Origin of the sequence: Nostoc sp. (assembly GCF_036916975.1) — a bacterium.
GTDB lineage: Bacteria > Cyanobacteriota > Cyanobacteriia > Cyanobacteriales > Nostocaceae > Nostoc.
The window spans coordinates 1-13,052 of the sequence record NZ_JBALFF010000125.1 but is presented as its reverse complement, the minus strand read 5'-3'; the positions used below and the strand labels follow the sequence as shown (position 1 = coordinate 13,052).

The following is a 13,052-nucleotide window of genomic DNA, read 5'->3' as shown; positions in this document are numbered from 1 at the left end:
TAAAATCTCTGTATTTGGCTCGTAGTTGCGCTTTAGCGCATCCGGATAAAGATGCGCTAAAGCGCAACTACAAACCAGTGATGATTATTTGCGCCCACTTACTTACCTTCAAGAGCGTGGGCGATACGAGCGCCCCAAGCCGAATGGCGAACTCTCCACCGAGAGGATCAGATCCCCGACTTCTTCAATAAGTCGGGGATCTTTTTGTTAGTAAAGATCCTTCTGCTTTTTGTCTAAAATCTTAACTTTTTTATAACCTTCCTTAAACATTGAACAACTATGTTTTGAGACAGGAAACAGAGTTATATTAATTTAATTTTCTCCACTAATTTATGTGGACACCAAGTATTTTTCGCTTGGGTTAAGTGTAATTAATCGCTCATATAGACACATAATTGTTGCGATTAATTAATAGTAGCTCACAATATTTAAGGAGTAGTCGGCATGGCTGATACAAACGGCAACGGTAGAAATGTCATTATTTTTGTTGCTGATGGATTGCGTAACGGTTCTGTAAATCCCATTGACACGCCAACTTTATATAACATCCGTCAGCAGGGAGTTAGTTTTGCCAATAGTCATTCGCTGTTTCCCACATTTACCACCCCGAATGCTGCTGCGATCGCAACGGGGCATTATCTTGGTGATACAGGTGACTTTAGCAACACCATCTACACTGGTTTTCCTAGTCCTAATGCCAATGGTAGTGTTACGCCATTCATCGAAAATGATGCGGTTCTGGGAGATATTGACGAAAAGTTTCCCGGTAACAACTTTTTAGATGAAGAGTCACTTCTAGCTTATGCGCGATCGCAGGGTTTCAACACAGCAGCAGTTGGTAAATTAGGGCCAATTGCCATCCAAGATGTTACACAAGTTAACCGAGAAGGTGGTACTACAGGTACTATTCCTACCCCCAGTACAATTATTATTGATGACACTACAAATGGTGCAACACCGCCGACAACAGCCGCAGGTTCGCCTTCTGGTGTTCCACTCGCTCCAGATATTGTCAATCGCTTAAAAGCCGTTGGTTTAGATGTAAAACCGACACCGCGAGTCCAGCCATCTGGTAATAATACAACTCCTGGCACCCTAAATGCTAATGTGGCTCAACAACAATACTTTGCAGATGCCACTACCAAAGTAATTTTACCCAAGTTTAAGGAAGAGGGTAAACCATTTGCATTGGTTTACTGGTCAAGAGATCCCGATGGTACTCAACATAATCAAGGTGATAGCTTAAACACCTTGACACCAGGTATCAATGGCCCTACTTCAAAAGCTGGGGTGAAAAATGCTGATGATAATTTAAAACAACTTCTTGACTATCTCAAGAGTACAGGCTTAGACAAAACTACTGATGTCTTTGTGACTTCCGACCACGGTTTTTCTACGATCAGCAAACAAGCTATTGATAGCCAAGGCACAAAAACTACAAGTTATGCTGCGACTCAAACTTATGCTGGTGTAAATCCGGGATTTCTACCAGCAGGCTTTGTTGCGATTGATTTGGCTCACGATCTAGGTCTACCCTTATACGATCCTAACCCGACAACCCTTCCCCCAGACCTCAAGAAGATCCAGTATGCCACTGTTGATGCTACAAAAGGTCAACGTCCTATTTCTGGGAATGGTGTAATTGGTGGTACAGGTGAGGTAATTAATGGCCAACTTGACTCAGGTACAAAGATAGTTGTAGCTGCTAATGGTGGATCGGATCTGATTTATCTGCCTAATGGCAATGCTGACTTAGCCAAACAGGTAGTAAATTTGCTCTCGCAAAAGGACTACATCAGTGGTATTTTTGTAGACGATGCATTAGGAACCATTCCAGGCGCTTTACCACTGAGTGCGATCGCGCTAAAAGGTGATGCTAAAACACCAGTTCCATCTATAGTTATCAACTTCAAAACCTTTAGCACCGACCCAAGCAACCCAAACAACCCTCAAGCTCAAGTAGAAATTGCTGACACAACTTTGCAGCAAGGGCAGGGGATGCATGGCAGCTTTGGTCGAGGTGACACCTTCAATAACATGGAGGCTATTGGCCCGGACTTTAAACAAGGCTATGTGGACTATGCGCCTGTCAGTAATGCTGATGTAACACCTACACTTGCTCGGATTCTGGGGTTAGATATTCCCAGTAATGGCGATTTGAAAGGTCGTGCCATTACAGAAGCATTGGTGGGAGGCCCCGATGCAGTTCCCTCCACGAAAGAAGTCTTGACTTCAGAAAAAACTACTAATGGTCAAGCAACAATTCTGGATTCTCAGAGTGTAGGCAATACTCACTACTTTACAGCCGCAGGGTTTGATGGTCGCACTGTTGGACTCACAACACTAGACCTTCAATTTGGTTCTACTAGTAGTGATGATGTTACTCTCAAACCAAATCAAACCTTATTTACAGGTGACGGAGCAGACTTTGTACAGGGTACTAAAGGTAACACAATCGTCACTGGAAGCGGTGATGACACGGTGGTAGTTGGTAGTGACTCCTCTGTGTCTACAGGGGACGGTAACGATCAAGTCTTAATTGGCGCAAATGGCCCTGCTAACAATACTACTGCCGATGGTGGTGCTGGTGATGACAAACTTACCGTAGTTGAAGCCAATGGTGGTAATAATTTGTTTGGAGGCGCAGGTGCTGATACTCTTACAGTAGTTGAAGGTTCGCGTCAATTGTCCTTTGGTGGCTCAGGTAACGACACCCTCACCAGTAACGGTAGCAATAATCGTCTCTACGGTGGTTCTGGAGATGACAAACTCTTCTCCAGTGTGAATGACTCGTTGTTTGGTGGCGATGGTGATGATGTGCTATTTGCAGGTCTTGGGGGCGGTAATCGCCTCAGTGGTGGTGCTGGTATTGACCAATTCTTTCTTGCTGATGGTAGTTTGCCAACTAGTAAGAACATTGTGACTGATTTTGCGATCGGCATTGATAAAATCGGGGTGGGTGGCATTGGTGTTACTCAGTTTAGTGGACTAACACTGTTGCAACAGGGTAGTGATACTATCGTGAAAACTGGAAATACAGAGTTGGCTTCATTGCTGGGAATCACAGCAGCTAGTCTCACAGCAAATAATTTCGTTTTTTCTGCTAGTGTCATTTAGCCGAAAGATGATTACAGCTTAGTTGAATATTCATTCAATAGTTAAGTTGTGGCAATTTTGCAAATGCGAGGGATGATATTCCCTCGTTTTTTATATTTGTTAGCTGAAACAGCAAGAAGCCTCTCGCCCGCCACATGAAACCAATTCGCACTCTTGCCTTCGACAAGCTTTGTGCGTTCCCAATTAAACTAAGCCCAACACTAGTGTGTCTCAAAAGTTTTCAGAGGTTCGTGGTGTTCAGATGCCCGACTTCGTAGAAGTTGTCGGGGATCTCGCAGTCCCGCAAAATTAATGGGACAGAACACTAGGGGTGGGGGCCGGTCTTGGCGAATAACACCTTTGGTTTTGAAGATTTAGCAAATGGTGGTGACAAAGATTACAACGCTATGATTGTGCAGGTAAATTTAAGTGTCAATGCTGCATAATATTAAACTGAGGATATTATTTAGTAAAAATTATACTAAGTAAGAGAGCGCAAACAATCATCACTGGTTCGTAGTTGCGCTTTAGCGCATCCGGATAAAGATGCGCTAAAGCGCAACTACGAGCCAAATACAGAGATTTTACTTTTCGTTACATAGTTTGATTTTATCTTGCCTACCTACTTATCTATAAAATGGGATTGTTTCATGTATGGCGATTAGATGGACTCAATATTAATTAAAGCAGTAAATTTACTGAAGGCATTTCTTGTATTTGCTTCATAGATTTAATAGTTATTACTGTAAGCTGACAAAAAATCTTCACCTTTACTTTGCTAGTTAATTTTTATTAAATTAAGCTAGCAAAAAAGTGATGGGGAATTGTTTTACAAATCGGGTATGGCGGTGTTAGCGAGAAAAGCTTACCGTTTTTGCCATCAATCATAGTGTCAATCCCTATACTTAAGGATTTATCAGAAAAATTCCGAAATTTGAAGTTTTTTTTATTACATAATTCTTAACTAGGGTATTTACTTAAAAAAGCATTTATGATAATTTCATATTGATTATCATAAATTACAATCGGCGGCGCTAAATTTAACAACTGCATTTATGTGTCTTAGTTTGATCAGGAGTGTCTATTTTAGATAATTACAATGGTGGTAAATACTGGTTTTGGCAGTGTATAAATTAGATAAGTTAATCAAGTGATAACTTATCCTTAATGTATTTACACTTTACTTTATGAAAAACCCATAACAATTGTAACGGTGTAATATAAATGGGCTGCAATTAGTCGAACCTCGCCTCTGTAGTTTGACATCTTTAGACACGGGAATTTCCCAGAAGTCTTACCACTAATAGCATAAAAGCAAACACTGGCACTGTTAATAAAAAAAAACTCCCTAATAATTTCGGCTTAATTACTCACTTTTACTTGTTTTATATGACTTATATCAAGAACAGTTTCCTCGAATTTGTCACCACCCTAGAGGGGTTTGATCACTTACCAGATGGGGCGATCGCTAACCTATCAGAACAGGTGCAAGCTTGGCGCTATCGGATAGGTCAGAAAATCATCGGTAAAGATAGTCTCCCGCAACAGATCACGATCATTTATGAGGGACAAGTGCGCCTGTTGGGATACGATCCTCAGACGCAACTGCCAATTACCCTAAAATTGCTGCAACCGGGGGAAATTATCGGCGAAATTGGTTTGTTGCGCGATGTCGCCTGTGAAACAGCGATCGCTTCCACCGAAGTAGTATGTTTAACCTTGAGTGCATCGGCATATTTTAGTTTTCTGGGTTTATACCCAGCTTTTGCCAATGCTCGCAAGAACCACAGCTATTTGGTGGAAGTTTTTGATGTTCTCAGTTCATATTGGAAACAGCAACCACTTGCTACTTTAAATTTTAAAGAAGTGGCAGAAAACGCTTTACCACAAGCGAAAATACATTACCTCCCTCCAGGAGCAACTCCATTCAACCAACTTGATAGGGAAAGGGTCTGGTTTTTGAGTGGCGGAGGTACAGTAACGAATTTCTCACCTGGCGATCGCATAGAATCGGACAACGCCAGAGACAATATCCAAGTCATAAGTCAAAACCCCGCCCGGTTGATTGGTATACATCCGTCAGATTTGATCTTGGAAGATAGTCATGAGATAGTACTGGCGGTAAATAATACCCAATTAGAGCGGCAAGAGGAATTAGATATTCCCTACGCATCAGACGAAATAGTTCCCCAGACAGCCCCCTCAACCTCAAATAATTCCTCAAAACAAAAATACCCGTTTTTTAGTGGTAAGGGAGAATTAAATACAGCCTTCGCCTGCTTCCAAATGGTTGCGAAGCACCTAGAAATGCCGTTTCGTCGAGAAGTGGTTCGCCGCATCTTAACTGAGCAAGTCAAACGTCAGGGTGTCATATCATTTCAAGTTACTGCTTACTTGGCAGAGTTAATTGGACTGAAGGCGCAGTTGTTAGAGCTACCAATCGCCTCAGTGACGCGCATTCCAACACCGGCGCTGATTCGCTACGGTGATAATTTTGCCGTTTTATATGAAGTGGATGCAAATACCGCAGTTGTGGGTGTCCCATCCAAAGGAATTGTCCGCTGCAAACCCGCTCAATTGGTTGAACAATTAGAAGTTGATCCAACCGACTTTCCCCCCAAAGTTAGGGTATTATTACTGACTGCTACCAGTCAAACGCCGCAAGAGCGCTTTAGTTTACGGTGGTTTCTGCCCTATTTGTCACGCCACCGTCGAGTCTTGATAGAGGTCTTTGTCGCTTCCTTTTTCGTGCAGTTGGCAGCGTTGGCAAATCCTCTGGTAGTTCAGTTAATTATCGACAAAGTTATCACTCAAAATAGTATTGGCACACTACATATTTTGGGGGTTTTGCTATTAGTAGTCGGATTATTTGAAGCAATACTGACTACCTTACGAACCTACTTATTTGTCGATACCACTAACCGGATCGATATGGGTTTAGGGTCACAAATTATTGACCACTTGTTACGTTTACCGTTGCGCTACTTTGAACGCCGACCGGTGGGTGAACTTTCCACTCGGATCAACGAATTAGAAAATATCCGCCAATTCTTAACAGGTACTGCCTTAACAGTCGGGTTAGATGCTCTATTTTCGTTGGTCTATATCGGTGTAATGCTGATTTACAGTTGGCAACTCACGTTAGTCGGCTTAAGCACAATTCCAGTATTTATCTTGATCACTTTAGTTGCTTCTCCCACCATTAGCAGACAGTTACGTGCCAAAGCCGAACGCAACGCCGAAACTCAATCTTATTTAGTGGAGGTGATGTCAGGAATTCAAACCGTAAAAGCGCAAAATATCGAATTGCGATCGCGCTTTTCTTGGCAAGAACGTTACGCTCGGTTTGTCGCTGCTGGTTTTAAAACTGTTGTAACTTCCACCCTCGCTAACTCTACCAGTAACTTTCTCAACAAACTCAGTAGCTTACTGGTTTTGTGGGTAGGAGCTTATTTAGTCCTCAAAGGAGAATTAACTTTAGGCGAATTAATTGCCTTTAGAATTATATCGGGTTATGTCACCAGCCCAATATTGCGTTTAGCTCAACTCTGGCAAAGTTTCCAAGAAACAGCCTTGTCTCTAGAGCGTTTAAGCGATATTGTCGATACCCCACAAGAAGGCGAAACAGACCGCTACAATATACCCTTACCGACAATTAAGGGAGCAGTGAAATATGAAAATGTTTCCTTCCGTTTTGGCACAAGTGGCCCTCTGCAACTTTCTAATGTCAACCTCGAATTTGAGCCTGGGAAATTTGTCGGCATTGTCGGACAAAGTGGATCTGGTAAAAGTACGATGATGAAATTATTGCTGAGACTTTACGAAACTGAGTCCGGCAGAATTTTGATTGATGGTTATGATATTGCCAAAGTGGAACTCTATTCACTACGACGACAAATAGGCGTAGTTCCCCAAGAGACATTGTTGTTTGACGGTAGCGTTCAAGAAAATATTGCCTTGACGAATCCTGATGCGACAACCGAAGAAATTATCGAAGCGGCTCAAGTTGCGTGCGCCCACGAATTTATCATGAACTTACCCAACGGTTACAACACGCGGGTGGGAGAACGGGGTTCTGCACTTTCAGGGGGACAACGACAAAGAATTGCGATCGCTCGCTCTGTTTTACAACGACCAAAATTACTGGTTTTAGATGAAGCAACCAGCGCCTTAGATTATCCCACAGAGCGGCAAATATGTCTCAATTTAGCCAAAGCATTCAAGGGTGATACAGTATTTTTTATTACCCATCGGCTGAACACTGTAAGTAATGCAGACATGATCGTAGTGATGGATAATAGCAGGGTTATAGAACAAGGTAGCCATCACGAATTAATGGCTACTAAAGGTCATTATTTTTACCTGTATCAGCAACAAGATGTGAACTTGTAATTAGTCATTGCTGGGAGCATGGCAACGAAGAGGCAGAGGGGTAAGGGAGCAGTTCTTACTGGGGGAAATGACCCCATGAAGAACTGCTCTACAATAAATCCAAAATCCAAAATCCAAAATCCAAAATCGTTATGACTCAACTTAATGGAAATCACAAAAATGGCAATCACAAAAATGGAGTCAAGCAAGATTCATCAGTACTTACAAAACAACAGAAAGCTGCTCAACAGTCTTTAATAAACTCAAGTAGTCAAGAATTTGAGCAATCTATTGTCTTGCGCCAATCTCCAATTTGGTCGCGGACAATTATGATCACCCTAATGGCGTTAGCCTGCTTTGGGATGGCTTGGGCTTATTTTGCCAAAATTGAGCAAGTAGTGCCAGCAACAGGGCAATTAAAGCCACAAGGAACAGTCAAAGAAGTTCAGGCTCCTGTTAGTGGAGTGGTGAAAACAGTTAATGTTAAAGATGGGCAAGAAGTAAAGCCAGGAGATTTGCTACTAACTTTTGATTCTATCGCTTCGGTTGCTGAATTAAATTCTTTGAATAAAATTCGCGTTGCATTAACTAAAGAAAACCAGATTTATCGCCGATTGATGGGGGCAAGTAACGGCACAGGATCTGAACTGTTATATTTGCGTGGAAATTTGCCACAAGAAACTGCTTTTCTGCTGAAAAGTCGGGCAAGTTTAGTAGGAGAAAATGAATTATTACGGACTCAATTAAAAAATTCTGGTGGAGATTCTGCACTAGGAATTGATGAGCAACAACTTCTACAAGTTGCCAAAAAAGAATTAGATTCTCGGTCTTCAGCAGCCCGATTAGAAGTAGAAAAAACTAAAAAACAACTATCTCAAAATAAATATAAGCTGGAAGATAGTAAAGCCAGTTTAGCTATTCAAGACGGGATTTTAGCTAAACTTAAGATATTATCAGAACAAGGTGGTATTTCTCAGCTTCAGTATCTCAATCAGCAACAAGAAGTACAAAACCGCACGGCAGAAGTAGCGCAATTAGGCGAGGAACAAAAACGCCTTCAGTTTGATATAGAAAAAGGGCAACAAGAGTTAAGCAATACGGTGGCTCTATCTGATAAAAACATTTTGGATAAGATAAGTGATAACAAACAGCGGATTGCCGAAATTGATAGCCAATTCACTAAAGTTTTGCTGGAGAATGAGCAGCATTTAGCAGATGTCAATAGTAAAATTTCTCAAGCACAGTTAAACGTTAAATATCAAGAACTCCGTGCGCCTGTAGCCGGAACAATTTTCGATTTACAAGCAAAAAACCCTGGATTTGTAGCAACTCCGACGACAAAACTGCTACAAATAGTCCCAAATGAAAACTATATAGCTGAAGTTTTCATCACTAACAAAGATATTGGTTTTGTGCGAAAAGGGATGAGGGCAGATATCAGAATTGACTCTTTTCCTTACAGCGAATTTGGCGATATCAAAGGGGAAGTGGCTGGGATAGGATCAGACGCATTACCGCCAGATCAAACACATCAGTTTTATAGATTTCCGGCAAAGCTGCATTTAGATAGACAATCCTTAGTGATTAAGGGTAAAAACGTTAATTTACATTCAGGGATGTCAATTACTGCCAATATAAAAGTCCGCGAAGAACGGACTGTGCTTAGTTTATTCACTGAGTTGTTTACGAAGCAAATGGATACTCTTAAAGAGGTACGTTAAACCAATTCGCAATTCGCAATAGAGCCTCCGGCACGCTCCGCGAACGCAATTCGCAATTACGTTTTGTGACAGGGATTTGTCCCCAACACAAAACTTGCTTATTTTTAGAACCGGGGGACTTAAACCCACGGATAGCAGTTAAATCAGTGAATAGTCAACAGTTATCAGTTATTTTGACATCAAGATTTTAGGATGGTTAATTTTCAACGCATTGAACCGGCTCCCGGACAAGAATCAGTTTGGGATTACCCCCGTCCTCCTCGTCTGGAGGATACAACTAAACATATCGAAATAATCTTTAACGGCGTAAGAATTGCAGATACGCACAACGCCAAACGTGTTTTAGAAACTAGTCATCCTCCTTCTTACTACATTCCTCCTGCGGATATCAAAATGGAATATTTGCAGCTGACACCGCAATCTAGCTTTTGCGAGTGGAAGGGAAGTGCTGGTTACTACACAATCCGAGTTGGTGAAAAAGAAGTCCATAATGCTGCCTGGTTCTACCCTAGCCCTACACTAGCTTTTGAAGCTATGAAGGACTATGTAGCTTTTTACGCTCATTTAATGGATAAATGCTACGTGAATGGTGAAGAAGTGCAACCACAACCAGGTAACTTCTACGGCGGTTGGGTTACCAGTGATATTGTTGGGCCTTTCAAAGGCGCTCCTGGTACTTGGGGATGGTGAGCCAACTTGGAATTTTGCCAAAATAACCCAAGTTGCTAATTATTGATTCGAGCGATCGCCGTTTGTAGAAGAATCTTAGTCTATCTTTCAGACAGCGATCGCAAAACACCCAACTAGTCGCCCGATATTTGCTCTAGGCTAATGCCACTACCTTCTCTAACAATCCCTGAAAGAGCCTTAAGCCATCGCTATTCCCCAGCATCGCGTCAGATGCTCTTTCTGGGTGCGGCATCATCCCCAACACATTGCCCTGGCGATCGCAAATTCCGGCAATGTTGTTCAGTGAACCATTGGGATTCTCCCCTTCATAGCGAAATACAACTTGCCCGTTATCTTCAATTTCTGCAAGAGTGGCTGCATCAGCGTAAAATTGCCCCTCTCCGTGAGCAATGGGCAAAGTGATAACTTCACCAGTCGTATAAGCTTGCGTCCAAGGGAGATTAGTCCGCTCAACTTTTAAGGGGACGCGATCGCAGATAAAATGCAAATCCCGATTTTTAGTCAATATCCCTGGCAAAAGTCCAGCTTCAGTTAATACCTGAAAACCGTTGCAAATACCGATTACAAACTTACCCTTTTGGGCATGTTCGATAACCTGCTGCATCACGGGTGAAAAACGGGCGATCGCACCACAGCGCAGATAATCCCCGTAACTAAAACCACCAGGTATAATCACAACATCCAAATCAGTAATGTCCGTTTCTTGATGCCAAACCATGCGAGTTGGTTGTAAGAGCAAGTCTCTGGTTACATAAGCAACATCGCGATCGCAATTAGAACCGGGGAAAACAACAACGCCGAATTTCATGATTAGTTAATGGGAGTGGGGGGCAGGGGAGGATAAGGGAGATGAGGGAGTGAGGGAGATGAATTAAATAACCAATCCCCAATCCCCAATGCCTAAAATACCCCAGTTTGAGTTTCGACCTCAATCAATTCAAAGCGGTAATTTTCAATCACGGGATTTGCTAGCATTTGGTTACAAATTTGATCGAGGTCTTGACGCGCTTTTTTCTCTTCAGTGGAGGTAATGGTGAGTTCAATATACTTACCAATCCGCACCTGGTCAACGTTATCGTATCCCATTTGCTGAAGACCGGATTGTACAGCCACGCCAGCAGGGTCTAAGACTGAAGGACGAAGCGTCACGAAAATTTTGGCTAAATACTTAGTTTGCACGGGCTTTTGCTGAATGCTGCGATCGCTATACTATAACTTTCTGTTCCAACTGAGTGAAAATAAGATCACGAAGCAGTTAAAGTTAATTGATCAATTAGCCAATCTAACAGCTTCAACTACAGTGGCATATTTAAATAATTGTCTATGAGAGCCATACGCACCCGCAGTCAAGAGCGTATTTTCAATCTACTGAAAACCATCAAAAAAGGCATTTCCGCCCAGGATATTTACGTAGAATTACGTAATACAAATCAGAGCATGGGTTTAGCAACAGTGTACCGTTCCCTAGAAGCCCTAAAACTCGAAGGCATGGTACAAGTGCGGAATTTGGCTAACGGTGAAGCCCTCTATAGCCTAGCGCAGCAAGACAAACACCACCTTACTTGTTTGCAATGTGGTGTTTCAATTCCGATTAATCAATGCCCCGTTCATGACCTAGAAAACCAGTTAGAATCCAGCCATAAGTTTAAAGTTTTTTACCACACCCTAGAGTTTTTTGGGTTGTGCAGCGAATGCCAAGTAAATCAAGCTACTGGAATTAGTCAATAGTCATACCAATTCTATCTGATGTTGCACTTCATTTTTCTACAGACTCAAGCCCGTGGCTACCTACCAGAAAAAAGCCTGCTTATGCAGGCTAATGATGCGAATTTCTATAAAGAAATAGTGCGATCGCTCTTAATATCCCGTTCCATTTTCCGCCGCACCGCCGCAATAATAGCGTCGATCACCTGTTACATTAGTCATTTGTCATTGGGAAAAGACCAAGAGACAAGAAAGAAACTTGTCCCCTGATCCCTCTTTTAACTAGAACGATTATTTTCTAATCCTGGTATTTGCTTAGAAAACAACTCGTTAGAGTCAACTTGACCATTTGAAATAACGGAACGCATACCCTCAAAAGCAGCAGGAATAGTGCGCGGATCTATAAATAATACCTTGCTGCTATCGCTTCTACCAATTGTTGCACCCATATCCAGATAGCCCAAGGCAAACAGAACTTCAACTGCTTTATTGGCATTGGGATTAGTCTGGAGTTTTTGGGCAATAATTTCTGCTGATTCTGCGATCGCCTGGGCTTTCAAAACCTGCTGCTGACGTTCCGCTTGAGCCTTTAAAACGATCGCCTTTTGTTCAGCTTCTGCTTGCAGAATTGTCGATTTTTGACGAGCTTCCGCATCCAATATTTGTGCTTCAGCTTTACCTCTAGCACTATTGACAGCAGATTCGCGTTCGCCCTCAGAAGTTAAAATTGCTGCCCGTTTGCGTCGTTCTGCCGACATTTGCAATTCCATCGATTCTCGCACCGCCTGAGACGGAATAATATCTCGCAGTTCTACCCGTGTCACCTTCACACCCCAAGGATCGGTAGCAACATCCAAATCCTGTAATAAAAGTTCACTGATGTGGGAACGAGCAGTAAAAGTTTGATCTAACTCCAGTTGTCCCATTTCGGCGCGAATTTGAGTCAGCACCATGTTTACCATTGCCGACTCCAGATTTTCTACCTTATACCAGGCTTTTTCCATATCCACGATGCGCCAGTAAAACACTGCATCCACCTCAATGCCAACGTTGTCACGCGTGATGCACTGTTGGGGAGGAATATTTAAGACTTTTTCGCGGATAGTTTCTCGGTAGACAACTCTATCTACAAAAGGAATGACAAAGTTTAGTCCTGGTTCCAACTTTTTGTTATAACTACCCAATCTTTCCACCAAAGCTTGATTGCCCTGATTGACAACTTTCACAGATCCCGCTACAGCAGAACCACCAAGGGCTAAAAATACTAGTAAAAAGAACTGTTCCATTATGAATCTCCTGATTTTTAATAAAGGGAGCGGGGATGAGGGGGATGAGGGAGCAGGGGAAGATTAAAAACTCCAAACTCCTAACTCCTAACTCCAAACTCCAAACTCCTAACTCCAAACTCCAAACTCCAAACTCCAAACTCCAAACTCCAAACTCCAAACTCCAAACTCCAAACTCCAAACT

General features: G+C 42.3%; 11 protein-coding genes. 8 read left to right on the top strand and 3 right to left on the bottom strand.

What is annotated here, in order from left to right; genetic code table 11:
* The 6 genes from V7K73_RS28410 to V7K73_RS28385 form a co-directional block, all read left to right on the top strand.
* Nucleotides 1–191: hypothetical protein (locus tag V7K73_RS28410; protein WP_334885231.1), on the top strand; the 191-nt coding region annotated here is incomplete at its 5' end.
* A 253-nt stretch (nt 192–444) separates the two neighbouring features.
* Nucleotides 445–3,117, top strand: a complete 2,673-nt coding sequence (locus tag V7K73_RS28405; protein WP_334885230.1) for an alkaline phosphatase family protein — start codon at nt 445–447, stop codon at nt 3,115–3,117.
* A gap of 323 nt (nt 3,118–3,440) precedes the next feature.
* Nucleotides 3,441–3,542: a DUF4114 domain-containing protein gene (locus V7K73_RS28400; protein ID WP_334885228.1), complete on the top strand. Its 102-nt coding sequence runs from the start codon at nt 3,441–3,443 to the stop codon at nt 3,540–3,542.
* Between the two features lie 943 nt (nt 3,543–4,485).
* Complete coding sequence (locus tag V7K73_RS28395) at nt 4,486–7,488, top strand: peptidase domain-containing ABC transporter (RefSeq protein ID WP_334885226.1); 3,003 nt, start codon at nt 4,486–4,488, stop codon at nt 7,486–7,488.
* 131 nt (nt 7,489–7,619) lie between these two features.
* A complete protein-coding gene (locus V7K73_RS28390; RefSeq protein ID WP_334885224.1) occupies nt 7,620–9,188 on the top strand; it encodes an HlyD family efflux transporter periplasmic adaptor subunit in 1,569 nt (522 codons plus the stop codon).
* Between the two features lie 192 nt (nt 9,189–9,380).
* On the top strand, nt 9,381–9,878 hold the full coding sequence (locus V7K73_RS28385) for a DUF427 domain-containing protein (RefSeq protein ID WP_334885222.1): 498 nt from the start codon (nt 9,381–9,383) through the stop codon (nt 9,876–9,878).
* A 133-nt stretch (nt 9,879–10,011) separates the two neighbouring features.
* Here the strand turns inward: V7K73_RS28385 and purQ are convergent, their stop codons facing one another.
* Both purQ and purS read right to left on the bottom strand, forming a co-directional pair.
* Complete coding sequence (gene purQ, locus V7K73_RS28380; RefSeq protein ID WP_334885220.1) at nt 10,012–10,686, bottom strand: phosphoribosylformylglycinamidine synthase subunit PurQ; 675 nt, start codon at nt 10,684–10,686, stop codon at nt 10,012–10,014.
* 92 nt (nt 10,687–10,778) lie between these two features.
* On the bottom strand, nt 10,779–11,057 hold the full coding sequence (gene purS / locus V7K73_RS28375; protein ID WP_334885218.1) for a phosphoribosylformylglycinamidine synthase subunit PurS: 279 nt from the start codon (nt 11,055–11,057) through the stop codon (nt 10,779–10,781).
* A gap of 144 nt (nt 11,058–11,201) precedes the next feature.
* On the opposite strand from purS, the gene V7K73_RS28370 reads away from it, so the two are divergent.
* Nucleotides 11,202–11,606: a Fur family transcriptional regulator gene (locus tag V7K73_RS28370; protein WP_334885216.1), complete on the top strand. Its 405-nt coding sequence runs from the start codon at nt 11,202–11,204 to the stop codon at nt 11,604–11,606.
* Between the two features lie 18 nt (nt 11,607–11,624).
* Nucleotides 11,625–11,852 (top strand): hypothetical protein, encoded by a 228-nt coding sequence (locus V7K73_RS28365; RefSeq protein WP_334885214.1) that lies wholly within the window; start codon nt 11,625–11,627, stop codon nt 11,850–11,852.
* An 8-nt stretch (nt 11,853–11,860) separates the two neighbouring features.
* Here the strand turns inward: V7K73_RS28365 and V7K73_RS28360 are convergent, their stop codons facing one another.
* A complete protein-coding gene (locus V7K73_RS28360; protein ID WP_334885212.1) occupies nt 11,861–12,868 on the bottom strand; it encodes an SPFH domain-containing protein in 1,008 nt (335 codons plus the stop codon).
* Nucleotides 12,869–13,052 lie beyond the last annotated feature (184 nt).